We start from the raw sequence: 19369 nt of genomic DNA, 5'->3' as shown, positions 1-19369 counted from the left end.
TGGACAGTCGCAATACGGGGGGCCGGTCTTTTCAGGCGGCGGATCCCGCGACCGGACCGGCGGGCAGCAGGGCGGCGCCGTCCTGGTCGCGGAGCACGGTCAGCAGCCCGCGCAGACCGGCTTCCAGCCGGTCGGTCTCGGCGTCGGTGATGTGGACGGACGGCTCCAGGCGCAGGGTGTTCACGGCACTGGCCGTCGGGAGGATCCGCAGGGCGTGCACGCGCAGCAGGTAACCGGACAGCAGGTAGCCGAGCAGACCCGCGCGGGCCTGTTCGGCGATGACCTCCGAGGACGAGTCCGACTGGTCGTGCAGCTCCAGGCCGATCATCAGACCCTTGCCGCGGACGTCCTTGACGACGGTGGCGAACTCCTCCTGGAGCTTGCGCAGCATGTCCGCCAGCCGGTTGCCGCGCTCGACGGCCAGCCGGTAGACCCGGCCGCCGTCCGCCTCCAGCAGCTCCACCGTCCTGACGGCGATCGATGTGGAGAAGGCGTCCTTGGCGAAGGTCGAGCTGTGCACCAGTTCGAACTCCTGGCGGTAGCGGGAGCCGCGCACCAGGGTCACGGCCGCCTTGGCGACGCCGCCGCCCAGGCTCTTCGCCAGCGTGAAGTAGTCGCCCTGGAGGCCGACGTGCGAGCTGGCGAAGAAGGCCCCGGTGCGGCCCATGCCGCTCTGCACCTCGTCCACGATCACGGGGCAGTCCACCGTCGCGCAGGCCCGCCGGACGCGCTCCAGGGTCTCCCGGTCGAACACCCGGATCCCCGCCTCGCCCTGGACCGGTTCCAGGACGAACGCGGCGACAACCGGCAGTTCGCGTTCGACGACGCGCAGGGCGCCGTCGGCCGTCCGGAGGTCGAACAGCGTCGTGCGGACCGAGTCGATGGTCTTGGCCACCGCGTCCGGCTCGTGCACCGGCACGAAGCGGCACTGCGCGGCCAGCGCGGAGAACGGCGTCCGGAAGCCGGGGTTGTGAGTGAGCTGGACGCTGCCGACCAGCTTCCCGTGGAAGGAGCCCTCCGGCGCCAGGAACACCGGCGCGGTGGTCACGCGTGAGGCGTTGACGTCACGGATCGCGGCGATCACCTCGTCGGGCGCGGATCCGGCCGGCAGCTCCGTCGCCGCAGCCAGGCGGTCGTAGGACCCGCCGCCGGCCACCGGGGAGCCCGCCGCACGTGCCTTCTCGAGGTGTGCGTCGATCTCCGCGGCCAGTTCCGCCACCTTCGCGACCCGGTCGAACTCGGCGTGCTTCATCGCGATCTCGACCGCCTCGGCACCGCTGTTGGCGAAGATCGCCGAGTAGCTCTCCGAGGTGCCGAACTCCCGCCGGATCACCGCGTTGATCCGCTGCGCCAGCTCGTTGGCGTACGGGTGCCGGGAGAACTGCGAGTGCACCGGCACGCCCCGCTCCAGCAGTTCCCTCGCGTAGCCGACGATCTCGGGATTGCTGTGCCCGACGATCGTCGAGCCGTAGCCGCCGACGAGGTCGAGCACCGGGACCTCACGCCCCGTTCCGTCACGGTAGAAAAGAGTGTCCTTTTCCGCCCTGGAATAGTGGACGTCCAGTCCGAGAGAGGCGAGCAGACCCCCGAGATAGGGCTCCGCAAGGTCCTGGTATTCGATCTCCGGATTCATTTCGCGTCGGGTTCCCTATCTATGAGGCCTACGTGTCCGGAACCCTACCGGCGTCTCGTAACGGCCCTGTAATCAGGCGCTAATCGGCTCGTCAGCCCTTGGTCACCGGGGGCCGTTCCCGGGGGAAAGAGTGCCGAGTTACCGCTCACGGAACTCCTTGGACGACACTGGCGGAGGTTGTGAGTCGCATCAGATGTTCTCCAGGAAAGGAAAATATCCGTGCACGGTACCGAGGAATCGGCCGGCGTCTCTCCCGACCGGATACCGGGAGCTGAGCGTGAGCACTGACGAGAACCAGCTCCGCCAGTACCTCAAGCGCGCTGTCGCCGATGCCCAGGCCAGCCGCAGACGGCTGCGGGAGATCGAGGAGAGGGACCGGGAGCCCGTCGCGATCATCGGGATGGCGTGCCGGTACCCCGGCGGCGCGGACTCGCCCGAACGTCTGTGGCGGATGGTCGCCGACGGCGTGGACGCGGTCAGCCCGTTCCCCGAGCACCGCGGCTGGCCGCTCGAGGCGCTCTACGACCCCGACCCCGCCACCGTGGGCACGTCGTACACGGACCAGGGCGGATTCCTGCACGACGCGGACCGGTTCGACCCCGAGTTCTTCGGCATGTCTCCGCGCGAGGCCCTGGCCACCGATCCCCAGCAGCGCCTGCTGCTGGAGACGGCCTGGGAGAGCTTCGAGCGCGCCGGCATTCCCGCCGACGCCGTGTCGGGCAGCCGGACCGGCGTGTTCATCGGGTCGATGTACCACGACTACGGATCACGCCCCTTCCTGCCGCCCGAGGAGTTCGAGGGCTACCTCTACAGCGGGAGCGCCGGCAGCGTCGCCTCGGGCCGGCTGGCGTACGTCTTCGGCCTGGAGGGCCCCGCGGTCACCGTCGACACCGCCTGCTCCTCGTCGTTGGTCGCCGTCCACCTCGCGGCGGCGGCGCTGCGCCGCGGGGAGTGCGACCTGGCCCTCGCCGGCGGGGTGACCGTGATGTCCACGCCGCAGGCGTTCGTGGAGTTCTCCCGGTTGCGCGGCCTGTCGGCCGACGGGCGCTGCAAGTCGTTCGCCGCGTCCGCCGACGGCACCGGATGGGCCGAGGGCGCCGGGATCCTGCTGGTGGAGCGGCTGTCCGACGCCCTGCGCAACGGCCACGAGGTGCTCGCCGTGATCACCGGATCGGCGGCCAACCAGGACGGCGCGAGCAACGGACTCAGCGCTCCCAACGGGCCCGCCCAGGAACGGGTGATCCGCCAGGCCCTCGCCTCCGCCGGACTGACCGCCGCCGACGTCGACCTCGTCGAGGCGCACGGCACCGGTACGCCTCTCGGTGACCCGATCGAGGCGAACGCCCTGCTCGCCACCTACGGCAAGGGGCGGCCTGCGGACCGGCCGCTGCGGCTGGGATCCCTCAAGTCGAACATCGGCCACACCCAGGCGGCCGCGGGCGTCGGCGGCATCATCAAGACCGTCCAGGCCATCCGCCACGGCGTGATGCCCAGGAGTCTGCACGCCGAGGAGCCGACCCCGCACGTCGACTGGGGCTCCGGCGCGCTGGCCCTGCTCACCGAGGCACAGGACTGGCCGGAAGCGGACCGGCCGCGCCGGGCCGCGGTCTCCGCCTTCGGGTTCAGCGGCACCAACGCACACGTCATCGTCGAGCAGGCGCCGGAACCGGCGGACGGAGAACCTTCCGGGGAGCCGGCGACCACGCCGACGGCCGCGCCCCCGGCGCCGTTCCTGCCGTTCCTGCTCTCGGCCCGTTCGCCGCAGGCGCTCACGGCGCAGGCCGGGCGGATCGCCGGACTGCTCGCCGAACACCCCGGACTCGACCTCGCCGACCTGTCCTACTCGCTGGCCACCACCCGCACCGCCATGCGCCACCGCGCGGTGGCCCTCGCGGCCGGCCGGGACGAGCTGCTCGAAGGGCTCGCCGCCCTGGCCGCCGGGGACTCGGGCACCGTCACCGACGTCAAGGACGAGGGCCGGATCGCCTTCATGTTCACCGGCGGAGGCGCCCAGCGGGTGGGCATGGCGCACGAACTGGCCGAGACCTTCCCTCCTTTCGCCGCGGCCTTCGACGAGGTCTGCGCGGCACTCGACGAGCACCTTCCACGCCCACTGCGGGAAGTGATCGAGTCCGGCGACGAACTCGACCAGATCGACTACACCCTCGCCGCCCTCTTCGCCGTCGGAGTGGCGCTCTTCCGCCTCTTCGAGACGTGGGGCGTGCACCCGGACCACCTGGTCGGCCACTCGACCGGCGAGCTGATCGCCGCCCACCTCGCGGGCGTCCTGTCGCTGTCCGACGCCGCCGTCCTGGTGACGGCCCGCGGACGCCTCATGCGGTCCCTGCCGGAGGGCGGCGCCATGATCGCAGTCGAGGCGACCGAGGAGGAGGTCCGCGAGACCCTCGACGCCGAGGGACGCGCGGTGATCGGCACGGTCAATGGCCCGCAGGCGGTCGTGGTCTCCGGCGACGAGGACGCCGTCCACGGCGTCGCGGCGATCTGGAAGGAGCGCGGCCGGTCGGTCAAGGTGCTGCCGATCCTGCGCGCCTCGCACTCGCCCCGGATGGATCCGATACTCGACGAGTTCCGGGGCATCGCCGAACAACTCACCTTCCATCGGCCCAAGTTCGGGATCGTGTCCACGGTGACCGGCCAGGTGGAGTCCGGTGACGGCTGGACCTCGCCCGAGTACTGGGTGCAGCAGATCCGCCGTCCGGTCCGGTTCCTCGACGCGGTGCGCACCCTGGAGGCCGAAGGCGTGACCACGCTGCTGGAGCTGGGTCCGGACGGGGTCCTCTCCGCGATGGCCGCCGCCGGTGCGGAAAACGCGGTCGCGGTGCCCGTCATGCGCCGCCGGCAGCCGGAGCCGCGGACGCTGATGCGCGCGCTCGCGGTCCTGCACACCCGGGGCGTCCCGGTCGACTGGCAGGCGTTCTTCGCCGGCACCGCGGTGCGCAGGGTCGCCCTGCCCACGTACCCCTTCCAGCGCGAGCGGTACTGGCTGGAACCCTCGGCGGAAGCGGCGGCCGGTGCGGGCGTGGCATTCGGCGGGCCGGAGCCGCTCGGCGCGCTCCACCAGGTTCAGTGGCTCGCGGACGTCGTCCGCCCGTCCGCCCGCGTCACCGCCTGGGCGCGCCTGGGCCGGTTCGCCGGCACGGCGGACGGCGTCCCCTCGTACGAGGACCTGACGGCCTTCGGACAGGCGCTCGACGCGGGGAACGCGGTGCACGCCCTCGTGGTACCGCTGGCCGTCCATCCGGAGGGCACCCCGAAGGCGCAGCCGGCCGACACGCTGCGCCAGCTGACCCGGCGTACCGCGGAGCTCCTCCGGGAGTGGCTGGCCGACGAGCGTTTCGCCGGCGTCCGCCTGGTCCTCGTCACCCGGAGAGCCGTCGCCACGGCGGACACCGAGTTGCCGGACCCGGTCGCCGCGGCCGTCTGGGGGCTGGTGCGCTCCGCCCAGTCGGAAGCGCCCGGCCGGATCCTGCTCCTGGACACCGACGCCGACGGCGCGGAGCCGGTGGCCGCGGCCCTCGGGGCCGACCTGTCGGCCGACGAGCCGCAGGCCGCCGTGCGGTCCGGGCAGGTCATGGTGCCCCGGCTGGGCCGGGTCCGCCCCTCGGCCGGTCGCCGCGGGGCGGACGGCCCGGTGTGGAACCCGGACGGCACGGTCCTCGTCACCGGCGGCACCGGCGTCCTGGGCGCCGCCGTCGCCCGCCACCTCGTCACCGAGCACGGCATCAGGGACCTCCTGCTGGTCGGCCGAACCGGTGCGGACGCGCCCGGAGCCGACACCCTGGACGCGGAACTGACCGGACTCGGCGCGACGGTACGGATCGCCGCCTGCGATCTCGCCGACCGGGACGCCCTCGCCGCGTTGCTGGACGGCATCCCCACCGACCGGCCGCTGACCGGCGTCGTGCACGCGGCGGGAGTGCTGGACAACGCTCTGCTGACCGCGATGACGCCGCGGCAGCTCGACACCGTGCTCGGCCCCAAGGCCGACGGTGCCCGGCATCTCCACGAGCTGACGCGCGACGCGGACCTGTCGGCGTTCGTGCTGTTCTCCTCGGCCGTCGGGCTCTTCGGAGGCCCCGGCCAGGGAAACTACGCCGCCGCCAACGCCTACCTCGACGGGCTCGCCCAGCACCGGTGGGCCCTCGGCCTGCCCGCGACGTCGCTCGCCTGGGGACTGTGGGACGTCGACGGCGGCATCAACCGGGGCCTGGGCGATCTCGACCGTGTCCGGTTCGCCCGCGACGGCTTCGTCCCGACCGGCGTGAAGCAGGGCCTGGATCTCCTCGACAGGGCTCTCTCCTCGGGTCGGCCCGCGGTGGTCGCCACGGCCTTCGACCCGGACGTCCTGCGAGGGCTCGACCGGGTCCACCCGCTGCTGCGGGACATGGTCCCCGCCCGGAGCCGGCCGGCGGACCAGGACGCCGACGCCGAGGTGCCGTTGGCGCAGCGGCTGTCCGGGATGACCGCTCCCGAGCGCACGGAGTTCGCCCTCGACCTGGTCCGCGACAGGGTGGCCGCGGTCCTGGGCCTGAGCGCCCCGGAGGCCGTCGACCCCGAGCGGCCGTTCCGGGAGCTCGGCTTCGACTCGCTCACCGCCGTCGAGATGCGCAACCGGCTCAACACCGCCGCCGGCGCCCGGCTTCCGGCCACCGCAGTGTTCGACCACCCGACGCCCTCGCGGCTTGCCGCGTTCCTGCTCACCCTCGTCACCCCCGACGAGGCGGCGCCGCCGCGGTCGACCGCGATCGCCGCCCTGGACGCGCTGGAGCAGGTGCTCGCGGGCGAGGACGGCAGCGGCCCCGGCGACGACCGGGACGAGATCACGGTCCGGCTGCAGACCCTGCTGTCGCGGTGGCTGGAGACCGGCACGCAACCGGGCGACGTGGCCCACGAGGACCCCGCGGACTCCCTCGCCTTCGCATCGACCGACGAACTCCTCGACCTCATCGACAACGAGTTCGGCCGCTCCCAGCACTGACTCCCGACTCCTGGAACGGGTAACTCCCCTCATGGCGGATGAGAAAAAGCTCGCTGACTACCTGAAATGGGTCACCGCAGACCTGCGGAAGGCCCGCCGACGCATCGCGGAACTGGAATCAGGCCGGACCGAGCCGATCGCGATCGTGGGCATGGCCTGCCGCTACCCCGGCGGCGTCCGCTCGGCCGACGACCTGTGGCAACTCGTCGCCGAAGGCCGGGACGGCATCACCGAGTTCCCCGCCGACCGCGGCTGGGACATCGACTCGCTCTACGACCCGGACCCGGACGTCCCGGGCACCACCTACACACGGGAAGGCGGATTCCTCGACGGAGCCACCGACTTCGACGCCGACTTCTTCGGCATCTCGCCCCGTGAGGCGCTCGCGATGGACCCCCAGCAGCGGGTGCTCCTGGAGACCGCCTGGGAGACCTTCGAGCACGCGAGGATCGATCCGACCTCTCTCAGGGGCGCCGACGTCGGCGTCTTCGTCGGCGCCGTGGAACAGTCCTACCTGGGACTCGCCGGTCCGCGGGAGCTCGAGGGCTACCTCCTGACGAGCAAGCTCGGCAGCGTCGTGTCCGGCCGGCTCTCGTACTCCTTCGGTTTCGGGGGTCCCTCCATGACCGTGGACACGGCGTGCTCGTCGTCCCTGGTCGCCGTGCACCTCGCCGCGCAGTCACTGCGCACCGGTGAGTCCCGTCTGGCCCTCGCCGGCGGTGTGACGGTCTCCGGGTCCCCCGGCGGATTCGTCGACTTCTCGCGGCAGCGCGGCCTGGCGCCCGACGGCCGGTGCAAGTCCTTCGCCGCCGCCGCCGATGGCACGAGCTGGTCGGAAGGCGTCGGCCTGGTCCTGCTCGAACGGCTCGAGGACGCCGTGCGGGACGGGCACCGGGTGCTGGCCGTCCTACGGTCGTCGGCGGTCAACTCCGACGGTTCCTCCAACGGGCTCACCGCCCCCAGCGGCCCCGCACAGGAGCGGGTCATCCGGACCGCGCTCACCGGCGCCCGCCTCGACGCCTCCGACGTGGACGTCGTCGAGGCCCACGGCACCGGCACCCGGCTCGGCGACCCCATCGAGGCCCAGGCGCTGCTGGCCGCCTACGGCGGTGTGCACACGCCCGAACGTCCCTTGTTCCTGGGGTCCTTGAAGTCCAACATCGGGCACTCGGTCGCGGCCGCCGGCGTCGGCGGTGTGATCAAGATGGTGCAGGCGCTGCGGCACGCCGCCTTGCCGCGGACCCTGCACGTCGACGAGCCGACCCCCTTGGTCGACTGGTCCACCGGTACGATCGAGCTGCTCACCGAGCACCGCCCGTGGCCGGAGACCGGTCGGCCGCGCCGCGCCGCCGTGTCTGCGTTCGGTGTCAGCGGCACCAACGCTCATCTCATCCTCGAGCAGGCGCCCGAGGAACAGGCGCCCGAGGAACACGGACTCGGGGAGCGGGCGCCCGCCGCCGCCCCGGCGCGGGTTCCCGCACTGCTGCCGCTGCCGCTGTCGGCCAGGAGCCGGACGGCGCTGTCCGCCCAGGCGCGCAGCCTGATGGCGTTCCTCGCCGACCATCCCGACCTGGCCGCCGTGGACCTGGTCCACTCGGCGGCCACCACGCGGGCGGCGCTGCCGCACCGGGCCGTGGTCGTCGGTTCGGACCTGGACTCGCTGCGCGCGGCGCTCCGCCCGCTGGCCGAGGACGGCGCCCGCAGCACCGAAGTGCCGCCCGGGAAGGGGAGGATCGGGTTCCTTTTCACCGGCCAGGGGGCCCAACGGGCGGCCATGGGCAGTCGGCTGTACGAGGAGTTCCCGGTGTACGCCGAGGCCTTCGACACGGTGTGCGCGGAACTGGACCCGTACCTGGACGTCCCGCTGCGCGAGGCGCTCGACGACGAGGACCGGCTGAGCGGCACGGGTTACGCCCAGCCCGCGCTGTTCGCGATGGAAGTGGCCCTGTACCGGCTGTACGAGGCATGGGGGGTCACCCCGGACTTCCTGGTCGGGCATTCGATCGGCGAAGTGTCCGCCGCCCACGTGGCCGGGGTGCTGTCGCTGCCCGACGCGGCCGCCGTGGTCGCCGCGCGGGGCCGGCTCATGCAGGCCCTGCCGGAGGGCGGCGCGATGGCCGCCCTGCAGGCCACCGAGGACGAGATCACTCCTCTGCTCGGGCACGCGGACGGAGCCCTGACGATCGCCGCGGTCAACGGACCGGTGGCGACGGTCGTGTCCGGCGATCGCGACGCGGTCGAGGAGATCACCCGCACCGTCCGCTCGTGGGGGCGCCGCGTCAAGGAGCTGACGGTCGGCCACGCCTTCCACTCGCCGCTCATGGACCCGATGCTCGAGGAATTCGGCCAGGTGATGCGGAAGGTCTCACTGAACGCGCCGACCGTTCCGCTCGTGTCGACGCTCACCGGCCGGCTCGCCGCCGAGGAGCAGCTCCGTTCTCCGGAGTACTGGGTCGACCAGGTGCGGCAGCCGGTGCGCTTCCACGACGCGGTCCGCACCCTCGCCGACCAGAACGTCACCGTCACCCTGGAACTCGGCCCGGCCACCGTCCTGTCCGCACTGGTCGCCGAGGCCACGCCGATCACCCCGGTGGCCGCGGTACGCGGCGGGGGGACCGAGGCGCACGACGCGCTCACGGCGCTCGGCGGGCTGTGGTCCGCCGGGACATCCGTCGACTGGCGGGCCGTCCTCGCCGGAGCCGGCGCGTCCACGGTGGACCTGCCGACCTACCCGTTCCAGCGGGAGCGGTACTGGCTGGAGCCCGCGCCGGCCACCGCGCCGCCTGCGCCGCCCACCGCCCGGGAGTCGATCCTCCGCGTCGGCTGGACGCCGTTCGACCCGCCCGTCCCGACCGCCCCTTCGGCGCCGGCCTCACTGAGCCTGGTCGGGAGTGACACCCCGATGACGGCGGGCCTGCCGTGGCCCGCCGCCGGCACGCCCTTCGGCGACGTGGCGGACGCCCTGGCCGCGCTGGGCACGGGCACACCGTACGACGCCCTTCTCGTCCCCCTGGCGTTCCGCCCGGGCGGCGATGTGCCGCAGCGGGCCCAGGACGCCGCACAGCGGGTGCTGGCGCTGGTGCGGACGTGGCTCGCGGACGACCGCGCCGCCGACACGCCGCTGGTCGTCCTCACTCGTGGGGCCGTGGCCGTGGATGACGCCGGGACCGGCGTGTCGGACCTCGTCGCCGCGCCCCTGTGGGGCCTGTTGCGCTCAGCGCAGTCCGAGGCGCCCGGCCGGATCGTCCTGATCGACATGGACGAAGACCCCCGGTCGGCGGCAGCCGTGCCGGCGGTCCTGGCGTCGGGTCACCCCCAGGCCGCCGTCCGCGCCGGCGGCGTGCTCGTACCCGGCGTCACCGACGTACCCGCAACCGACGCCTCCGCGACCGCCACGCCCACGCAGGACGCAGCCGGGCAGGACACAGCCGCGCGCGAAGCTGACGCAGCACCTCGTCGCGGGGCTCCGTGGCGTACCGACGGCACCGTCCTGATCACCGGAGGCACCGGCGCGCTCGGCGGGCTGTTCGCCCGGCACCTGGTCCGGGCCCACGGCGTGTCCCGGCTGCTCCTGGTCGGCCGACGCGGACCGGAGGCGGACGGAGCGGCCGAACTGGCCGCGGAACTCACCGGGCTCGGGGCCCGGGTGCGCGTGGCCGCCTGCGACCTCGCCGACCGGGACGCGCTGGCCGCGCTGCTCGGCACCGTCGCCGACGAGCACCCGCTCACCGGGGTCGTCCACGCCGCCGGTGTGCTCGACGACGGCCTGATCCAGGACCTGACCCCGGACCGGCTGGCCGCCGTCCTGCGGCCCAAGGTCCACGCCGCGTGGAACCTGCACGAACTCACCCGCGACCGCGACCTGGACCGCTTTGTCCTGTTCTCGTCCGTGGCGGGCGTCATCGGCGGCACCGCCCAGGCCGCCTACGCCGCCGCCAACACCTTCCTCGACGCGCTGGCCGCCCACCGGTCCGGTCTCGGCCTGCCGGCGACCTCGCTGGCCTGGGGCCTGTGGGAGCAGGAGCGCGGCATGAGCGGGCACCTGACCCGCGCCGAACTCGACCGGATCGCCCGCTCCGGCCTCCTCCCGATCACCGAGGAGACCGGGCCCGAGATGCTGGACCTCGCGCTCAGCGCGGGCCGGCCCACCCTGGTGGTCACCCCGGTCGACCGGACCGCGCTACGTGCCGACGTCCGGCGGGCGCCGCTGCTGCTGCGCAGCCTGGTCCAGGACGACGGCGCGGCCCCTGGAGGGGCCGGGCCCGAACTCCGGCCGGAGGCCCTGGCGGAGCTGTCCCCGGCCCGGCGCCGGGAGATCGTGGCGGAGTTCGTCCACCGCGAGGTGGCGCTCGTCCTCGGGCACTCCGCGGCCCGGGCGGTCGACGGCCACCGGCGCTTCTCCGACCTCGGGTTCGACTCGCTCACCTCGGTGGAGCTGCGGAACCGGCTCTCCGAGGCCACCGGCCTGAAGCTGCCCCCGTCGCTGATCTTCGAGCGTCCCACCCCCGCGGAGCTGGTGGAGCACCTGGGCGCCCTGCTCTCCGCCGCGACCGTGACCGCGGGGGCGTCCGCGGCCGCCGGCGTCGACCTCGCCGCGGAGGTGCGCCTCGACGAGGACGTACGGCCAGCCGGTGAGGTCAGCCGAGTGGCCGACGATCCCCGCGAGATCCTGCTCACCGGCGCCACCGGGTTCCTCGGCGCCTTCCTGCTCCGCGATCTGATGCGGTCCACCACGGCCACCGTGCACTGCCTGGTGCGGGGCGACGACCGGGCCGGCGCGACCCGCCGGCTGTACGAGAACCTGGAGTGGTACCGGGTCCGGGACGACATCGTCCCGGAGCGGATCTCCGTCATCCTCGGGGACCTGACCGCCCCGCGGCTCGGCCTGGACGGGGCCGCGTTCGACGACCTCGCCCACCGGGTCGACGTGGTCTACCACGCCGGCGCGACGGTCAGCTGGGTGCGGCCGTACAACGAACTCGCCGCGGGCAACGTGGGCGGCACCCGCGAGGTGCTCCGGCTCGCTGCGGCCCACCGGACGGTCCCGGTGCACTACGTCTCGACCACCGGCGTGTTCCCCGCCCCCGGCCCCGACGCGGCACCGGCCACCGTGGACGCGCCTACCGGGCCCGGACACCTGCTGCACAACGGGTACCTGCAGAGCAAGTGGGTGGCCGAGCAGGTCATCGAGCTCGGACGGAGCCGCGGACTGCCCGTCTCGGTCTACCGCGTGGACGTCGTGTGCGGCGACAGCCGTACCGGCGCCTGCCAGACGAAGGACTTCGTCTGGCTCAGCCTCAAGGGCCTGCTGGAGAGCGGAGCGGTCCCCGACAGCCTCGCCGGGGTGCTCCACATGGTGCCGGTGGACTACGTCAGCGCGGCGATCACCCACCTCGCGACGCGGGAGGACACCGCCGCCCGGACCTTCCACCTCTACAACCGGCAGGACCAGTCGTTCACCGAATTCGTCCGCCACCTGCGCTCCTTCGGCTACGACCTTCCCGAACTCGACTGGGACACCTGGTCGGCCCGGGTCCGCCGGGACCGGAAGAACGCCATCGTCCCCCTGCTGGACTCGTTCGAGGGCATGAACGCCGGGCGCGGCACCACCACCTACCCGCCCATCGACGTCTCGGAGACCGAGCTGGCCCTGCACGGCACCGGTCTCACCTGCCCGCCGGTCGACCGGACCCTCTTCGACAAGTACGTGGACTTCTTCGTCCGCGCGGGCTGGTTCCCGCCCCGCGGGCCCCTTCAGGACGCACAGAGAGGGTGAACAACACCACCATGGAGAACACTGATCGCAAACGGGTGATCGTGCTGGGTGCGAGCATGGCGGGCCTGCTGGCCGCGCACGTGCTGGCGGACCACTACGCCGACGTCGTGGTGATCGACCGCGACGACCTGGCCGGGGACGACGTCGGCAGGGGGCACAGCGAGACCCGGCGGGGCGTCCCTCACGGCGGGCACCTGCACAATCTGCTGGCCGCGGGCCTGCTCGCGCTGGAGGACCTGCTCCCGGGCATCACCGGGGAACTGACCGCGGGCGGCGCGGTGGTCGGCGACGGCACCGCCGACGTCCGGTGGGTCGTCAACGGCACCCACATGCCCAAGCCCCGCTCCGGGCTGCCGTTGCTCTCGGTCAGCCGACCGCACCTGGAGCGACGGGTGCGCCGGCGGGTGCGCTCGCTCGCCAACGTGACCTTCCTGGAGCGCACCGAGGCCACGGAGCTGCTGACCTCGCCCGACCGCTCCACCGTGGCCGGCGTCCGGGTCCTGGAGGGCGGCGCCCACCGTGACCTGACCGCCGACCTGGTCGTCGACGCGACCGGGCGGCGCACCCGTACCCCGGGGTGGCTGGCGGAACTCGGCTACCCGGCGGTCGAGGAGGAACAGCTCACCGTCAACGTCGGCTACACCACGCAGTACTACCGGCTCTCCGAGGACCGGATGCCGGACGAGGTCTCCATCGACGTCGGCGGCTCGGCGGCCGTGCCGCGGGGTGCTCTCTGCGCCAAGATCGAGGACGGGTGCGCCATCGTGACCGGCTACGGCATCGCCGGCGAATACCCGCCCCGCGACACTGCCGGCTTCCACGACTTCCTGAAGTCGCTGGCCGCCCCCGACATCCACGATGTGGTGCACGACCAGGAAACGCTCGGGGAGCCGCTGTCCTACCGGTTCCCGGCGAACCTCCGCCGCCGCTACGAGCGGATGGACGCGTTCCCCGGCGGGCTGCTCGTCATCGGTGACGCCGTGTGCAGTTTCAACCCGGTCTACGGGCAGGGCATGACGGTGTCGGCGTTGGGCGCCACCGTCCTGCGCGACCACGTCTCCCGGTCGGCGCCCGTGAACCCGCGGGCCTACCTCGCGGACCTCGCGGCCCGGGCCGTCGACCACGTGTGGGAGCTGACGACCGGCGCCGATCTCGCCTTCCCCGGCGTGGGCGGTGAGCCGACCGAGGACCAACTGGCCGAGTACGCCTACCTGGACCGCCTGCTGGACGCGGCGTCGGGGGACGGGCGGCTGCTCGTCGCCTACGCGCGCGTGGCGTTCCTCCTGGACCCGTCGGCGGCGCTGGTCTCCCCGGAGATCCAGGAGGCGGTGGATCGGGCCGTCGGCCCGGCAGCCCGCCCGTAGCGGAGGCACGTCCCCGACGGCGGCCGCCGTCGGGCGGTCTTTCCCCGGTAATCGAGGCACGCCCCCGCACGTCCGGGCGCGATTACCGGCAGGAGACCGGATCGGGGAGCGGCCGCTGATAGCGTCCGAGGCAATCCGAAGAACTCCCCAACAAATCTGTTCTGTTGCCGCAGAAATGAATGGAGAAGAAGCGTCGTGAGTGACAGTCAGTACATGCTGGTGTCCGACATCGACAAGCACCAGGAGGCGTTCGGAATAGCCTTCAACTCCGGCGACGCGGAGGCGGTCAACGCGATGTACACCGACGACGCGGTCGGAGTGTGGGAGCCCGGATTCCCGCTCTACGGGCAGGCCCGGCACGATTACGTGGTCGAATTCCTGGCCAAGCGCAAGCCCTCCGTGGAGGCGACCGTCCGCCAGCAGCTGGTGGTGGGCGACACCGCGATGCTCGTCGTCGAGTGGCAGATGGAGGCGCTCGACGAGAACGGCGAGCCCGAGCAGCTCGAGGGCGTGGCCATCGACGTGCTGCGCCAGGGCGAGGACGGTTACTGGCGCTACGTCGTGGACAACCCCTTCGGCGTCAGCGGCCCGTGGGACGCCGAGGCCGAGCAGGCCTGAGCCGAGGACGCGGGCACGGGGCCGCCGCGCACGGTCCCATGCCCGCCGCCGGCTCCCCCGCACCACCGAACACACACCGCGGCGCCCGCCGCCCGAACTACGGAGACACACCCGTGACCATCCTTCCCCCTGCCGCATCCCCGGTCACCGTCATCGGCCTGGGCCTGATGGGCCAGGCGCTCGCCGCGGCCTTCGTGGCCAAGGGCCACCCGACCACCGTCTGGAACCGTTCGGCCGGCAAGGCCGACCGGCTCGTCGCCGACGGCGCCACCCTCGCCGACTCGGCCGCGAGCGCCGTCGAGGCGAGCCCGCTCGTCGTCGTCTGCGTCTCGGACTACGACGCCGTGCACGGAGTGCTGGACCCGGTCGGTTCCTCCCTGGCCGGCAAGACCGTGGTCAACCTGACCACGGCGAGCTCCACCCAGGCGCGGCAGACCGCCGAGTGGGCGGCCAAGCTCGGCGCCGACTACGTCGACGGCGCGATCCTGGCGATGCCGCAGGCCATCGGCACCGCCGAGGCGACCCTGCTGTACGCCGGCTCCAAGACGGCCTTCGAGAAGCACCAGGCCACCCTCCAGGCGCTCGGCGAGACCGGCACGGTCTACCTCGACGAGGACCACGGCCTGTCCGCTCTCTACGACATGTCGGTGCTGAGCATCATGTGGGGCGTCCTCAACAGCTTCCTGCACGCCGCAGCACTGCTGGGCACGGCCCACGTCAAGGCCACCACGTTCGCGGAGATGGCGACCACCGCGATCAACGTGACCGCCGACTACGTCACCGCGTACGCGCAGCAGATCGACGAGGACAAGTTCCCGGCGACGGACGCGACCCTCAACGTCCACGTGGGCGGCATGCAGCACCTGCTCGAGGAGAGCCAGGCGCTCGGCGTCAGCACCGAACTGCCGAAGTTCTTCCTGGAGCTCGCCCGGCGTGCGGTTGCCGACGGCAACGCCGAGGACAGCTACGCGGCGATGATCAAGCAGTTCCGCAAGCCGTCCGCCTGATCTTTTTCCGTATTCCGCGCGAGTAGGGCCGGGAATTGCGTCACGGGCCTCACTGTCCGATCCCGGCCCTGCCCGATTGCCCACAGAAACGATTCATCGTTCCGGAACAGAGCCTACGGGGGAAATATCTTGCTCAACGATCACGGCATGACGAAAAGAGCCGCGTCCCGCACCTTCCTCTCGCGGAGGAATCTCCTCAGGACGAGCGGCCTGGCCATCGCGGGAACCGCGCTCGGCGCGGGAGTGCCCGCCACGGCCGAAGCCGCCGAAGGGGCGGATCACACGACCCGGACCGCGTACGACACCATCGTCGTCGGGGCCGGTCTCGCCGGTCTCACCGCGGCCCGCGAATCGCGGAAGAAAGGGCGCAAGGTCCTTGTCCTCGAGGCGCGGGACCGCATCGGCGGGCGCACCTGGACCGACACGTTCAACGGCTGGGAGATAGAGCGCGGCGGCGCCTGGGTCGACCCGTTGCAGCCGCACGTGTGGCGTGAGATATCCCGCTACGGCCTGACCATTGTGGCCGACCAGGGACCGGAGCGGGTGCTCATGCCGACCCCGGGCGGGTTCCTCGAGACCGACCCGGTCACGGCGTACACCCGGCAGGGAGAGCTGTTCACACCGTTCTTCGACGGCTCGACCGAGTACTTCCCCAAGCCGTACGCGCCGTTCACCCGAGAGGACCTGATCACTCCGCTGGACCGATTCTCCCTGCGCGACCGGCTGAACCAGTTGGCCTATTCGCCGGAGGACGAGATGCGGATGACCGGCACGACGGGGCTGTACGGGTCCCCGACCTCGCGCGGATCGATGCTGCAGCTCGCCCAGTGGTGGGCGCTGGCCGGCTGGAACTACACGGGCTTCTCCGGCGTCAACACCTACCGTCTGGCACAGGGCACCATCGCGCTGGCCACCGCGATCCTGGCGGACGGACAGCCGGACCTGAAGCTCAACTCCCCGGTTTCCTCCGTCACCCAGCGGTCCGGACAGGTGAAGGTGGTGACCCGGACGGGGGCCGCCTACACCGCGACCGAGGTCATCATGGCCGTGCCGGTCAACGTGTGGAAGGACATCACCTTCAGCCCGGTGCTGCCGCAGGCCCACCGGGATGCCACCGCCCAGGGATACGGAGTGCCGCGCCAGCGCAAGCTCTTCCTGGACCTGGCCACGCCCACCGACCGGTTCATCGCCGAGGCGCCGGAGACCGCTCCGTTCGTCATCATCGGACGGCTGAACGACGACGCCCCCGTCGTCGCCTTCAGCGTGGACGACACCCTGGACGTGAGCAGCCGCGCCGCGGTGGAGGCGGCGGTGCGGCGGATCCTGCCGTCGGCGACCCTGCGCGACTACACCGTGTCGGACTGGGAGGCGGAGGAGTTCTCCCGCGGTGGGCCCGCGTTCCGCCGGCCGTACCAGCTGACCCGGTTGCACAAGACGCTCAACAGGCCCTTCAAGCAGGTGAAGTTCTGCGCCGACGACCTCGCTCTCGGATGGATCGGCTACATGGACGGCGCCATCGAGTCCGGGCTGCGCGCCGCCGGCTCACCGACGCTGTCGCCGACGCCCGGGGCGGCGGCGCAGGCGCGGAGCGGCCCGCGCGTGGCCCTGCCGGCGGTCGACCGCAAGGTCTACCGGTCCTTCGTCGGTCTGTGACGACAAACCAGCGGACCACAAAGCAGGAGGTAGTCATGCCGGTTCGGGGATCCGCGGCCGAGCCCGTGGAAGCGTTGTTCTCCTGGTTCCGCCAGATGCAGGGACAGCACTCCGTCCACCACGACGACACGTACGGGTGGCAGGTGTTCCGCCATGCCGACGTCACCCGCGTACTCACCGATCCGAAGACGTTCTCGTCGGACACGGTACGGCTGTTCAACGAGCCGCAACCCGACCTCGACCTGTTCCTCACCGGGAACCTGGTGACCAACGACCCGCCGCACCACCGCAGGCTGCGGCGCGCCATCAACCAGTCGTTCACCCCGCGCGCGGTGGCGGGTCTCTCGGAGCGGATCACCCGCATCACCGAGTCCCTCCTCGACCTGTTGGACGGGTCGGACAGCTTCGACCTGATCGAGGCGGTGGCCTATCCCCTGCCGATCATCGTGGTCGCGGAGATGCTCGGGCTGCCGCCCGAGGACGTGCCGATGTACCGGACGTGGGGGGACGCGCTGGGCGCCCTCGACGCGGCGACCGTCCCGCCGAAGGTGATGGAGTCCGAAGTGGCTCCGGCCATCCGGGAGATGAACGAGTACATCCTCGGTCATGTCCACAGGCGCCGGCGGGACCCGGCCGACGACATGCTCACCGGCCTGGCCCACGCCGTCGTCGACGGTGAGCCGCTGCGGGACGTTGACCTGCTCGGCCTGGTCGGCCTCACGCTGTTCGCCGGCCACGCGGCCTCCATGGCGATGATCGGCAACGCGGTCCTCACCTTCGACCGCCACCCCGAGGAACTCGCCGCCGTCCGCGCCGACCGGGCGCTGGTGCCCGGCGCGGTCGAGGAGCTGATGCGCCTGTATCCTCCGTTCTCCAGGATGGCGCGGGTGACCACCGCCGAGACCGAGATCCGAGGACAGCGGATCGGCAAGGGCGAGCTGGTGACCCTGTGGACCGGCGCCGCCAACCGGGACACCGAGCGCTTCACGGACCCGGACCGGTTCGACATCCACCGCGACACCGGCGGGCACATCGCTTTCGGGCAGGGCATCCACTTCTGTCTCGGCGCCCCGCTGGCCCGGCTGGAGGTCGGCATCGCGCTGAACGCGCTGTTCGACCGCTTCGACGGCATCACCGTCGACCACGCGGCCGGCGTCGAGTTCGAGAACCCGATGCAGATCATCTGCCCCCGGCGGCTGCCGGTCCGCGTCTCCGGCTGATCCCGGGTCCGCACCCGGCGCGCGGAAACGCGCGCCGGCCCGTCCGGGGCGACGGACCGGCAGCGTTCGTGAAAGGCCCGGATGCGCACGCCCTCACCGCGGCGCCAACCCACACCTCTCCGAAAGGCCACTGCGCATGCCCCCCGCACCTTCCTCCGAGGATCTCTGGCTCAGGAGCTTCCATCCCGCTCCCGGCGCCACCGCACGCCTGGTGTGCTTCCCGCACGCCGGCGGCTCGGCCAGCTTCTACTTCCCCATGGCCCGCGCGCTCTCGCCGGACGTCGACGTCCTGTCGGTCCAGTACCCGGGCCGTCAGGACCGGCACTCCGAGCCGGTGATCACCGACATAACCGTGCTCGCCGAACGGATCGCGGACCTGCTGGCCGTCACGGCGGACGGACGGCCGCTGGCCCTGTTCGGGCACAGCATGGGATCGCTCGTCGCCTTCGAGGTCGCGGACCGCCTCCAGGCCGCGGGTACACCGGTCTCCGCGCTCATCGTGTCCGGCCGCCGCGCACCCCACCTGTACCGCGCGGACGACATCCGCAACCGGTCGGACGACGGGGTGGTCGCGGAACTGCGCGAGCTGAGCGGCACGGACTCCGGACTGCTGGAGGACGAGGAGATCCTCCGTATGATCCTCCCCGCCGTCCGCGGCGACTACCAGGCCGTCGAAACCTATCTGCGGACCACGCCCGCCCGCCTGACCTGCCCCGTCCTCGCCCTCGTGGGGGACAGCGACCCACGCGTGAAGATCGATGACATGAACGGCTGGGCCGACCACACCACCGCCGGGTTCGACCTGCGGATCCTGCCCGGTGGTCACTTCTACCTGGTCCAGCAACAGAGCGCGGTGCTGGCGGCTGTCAGGGAACGCCTGCGTACCCTGCCCGTGGCCCGCTGACGGGCGGCAGGCATGACAGACGGGGACACCACCCCGTCGGCCCGACAAGGTCCGGCGCGACCTGCGCGGGCCGAGTGGATCGCCTCGACCTGCATGGGCGGCCGCGGAACGCCGGCTGCCTCGTGCACGGGCTCACTCATGCGCCCGCGCTCCTCTCCGGGCCTCGTCCGACGAGCGTGCACCCACATCCCTCTC

Annotated in this window: 7 protein-coding genes and 2 pseudogenes; 8 read left to right on the top strand and 1 reads right to left on the bottom strand. The window is 72.3% G+C overall.

All coding sequences use genetic code 11. The annotated features are described in order from the left end of the window. Window positions 1-31 precede the first annotated feature (31 nt). The gene (locus tag ACWH4W_RS14855; protein WP_473076195.1) at window positions 32-1633 is read right to left on the bottom strand and encodes an aspartate aminotransferase family protein; all 1602 of its coding nucleotides are present in this window, start codon (window positions 1631-1633) and stop codon (window positions 32-34) included. Between the two features lie 301 nt (window positions 1634-1934). Between ACWH4W_RS14855 and ACWH4W_RS14850 the strand changes: the two are divergent. The 8 genes and pseudogenes from ACWH4W_RS14850 to ACWH4W_RS14815 all read left to right on the top strand — a co-directional run. Beyond that, window positions 1935-6632, top strand: a pseudogene (locus ACWH4W_RS14850) (type I polyketide synthase); the annotation flags it as partial. Window positions 6633-6696: 64 nt separating this feature from the next. Beyond that, window positions 6697-12408 (top strand): annotated as a pseudogene (locus ACWH4W_RS14845) (thioester reductase domain-containing protein); the annotation flags it as partial. Between the two features lie 11 nt (window positions 12409-12419). After that, window positions 12420-13772 (top strand): FAD-dependent oxidoreductase, encoded by a 1353-nt coding sequence (locus ACWH4W_RS14840; RefSeq protein WP_473076194.1) that lies wholly within the window; start codon window positions 12420-12422, stop codon window positions 13770-13772. Between the two features lie 195 nt (window positions 13773-13967). Beyond that, window positions 13968-14390, top strand: a complete 423-nt coding sequence (locus tag ACWH4W_RS14835) for a YybH family protein (RefSeq protein ID WP_473076193.1) — start codon at window positions 13968-13970, stop codon at window positions 14388-14390. A 167-nt stretch (window positions 14391-14557) separates the two neighbouring features. Beyond that, window positions 14558-15397, top strand: coding sequence for an NAD(P)-dependent oxidoreductase (locus tag ACWH4W_RS14830; protein WP_473077499.1), 840 nt, complete (start codon window positions 14558-14560; stop codon window positions 15395-15397). Between the two features lie 147 nt (window positions 15398-15544). Beyond that, a complete protein-coding gene (locus ACWH4W_RS14825; protein WP_473076192.1) occupies window positions 15545-17050 on the top strand; it encodes a flavin monoamine oxidase family protein in 1506 nt (501 codons plus the stop codon). A 35-nt stretch (window positions 17051-17085) separates the two neighbouring features. After that, window positions 17086-18270 carry a cytochrome P450 gene (locus ACWH4W_RS14820; protein WP_473076191.1) on the top strand — a complete coding sequence of 395 codons (1185 nt, stop codon included), beginning with the start codon at window positions 17086-17088 and terminating at the stop codon, window positions 18268-18270. A 136-nt stretch (window positions 18271-18406) separates the two neighbouring features. Then, complete coding sequence (locus ACWH4W_RS14815; protein ID WP_473076190.1) at window positions 18407-19174, top strand: thioesterase II family protein; 768 nt, start codon at window positions 18407-18409, stop codon at window positions 19172-19174. Window positions 19175-19369 lie beyond the last annotated feature (195 nt).

The organism is Streptomyces sp. DSM 120436 (genome assembly GCF_055778765.1).
The sequence above is the reverse complement of the archived record's forward strand: the minus strand, read 5'-3'. Positions and strand labels throughout refer to the sequence as shown.

Bases quoted from the DNA above. Each gene is read 5' to 3' on its own strand.
- ACWH4W_RS14830 (WP_473077499.1), top strand. From the start codon at position 14,558: ATGGGCCAGGCGCTCGCCGCGGCCTTCGTGGCCAAGGGCCACCCGACC.
- ACWH4W_RS14820 (WP_473076191.1), top strand. From the start codon at position 17,086: ATGCCGGTTCGGGGATCCGCGGCCGAGCCCGTGGAAGCGTTGTTCTCC.
- ACWH4W_RS14855 (WP_473076195.1), bottom strand. From the start codon at position 1,633: ATGAATCCGGAGATCGAATACCAGGACCTTGCGGAGCCCTATCTCGGG.
- ACWH4W_RS14825 (WP_473076192.1), top strand. From the start codon at position 15,545: ATGACGAAAAGAGCCGCGTCCCGCACCTTCCTCTCGCGGAGGAATCTC.
- ACWH4W_RS14815 (WP_473076190.1), top strand. From the start codon at position 18,407: ATGCCCCCCGCACCTTCCTCCGAGGATCTCTGGCTCAGGAGCTTCCAT.
- ACWH4W_RS14840 (WP_473076194.1), top strand. From the start codon at position 12,420: ATGGAGAACACTGATCGCAAACGGGTGATCGTGCTGGGTGCGAGCATG.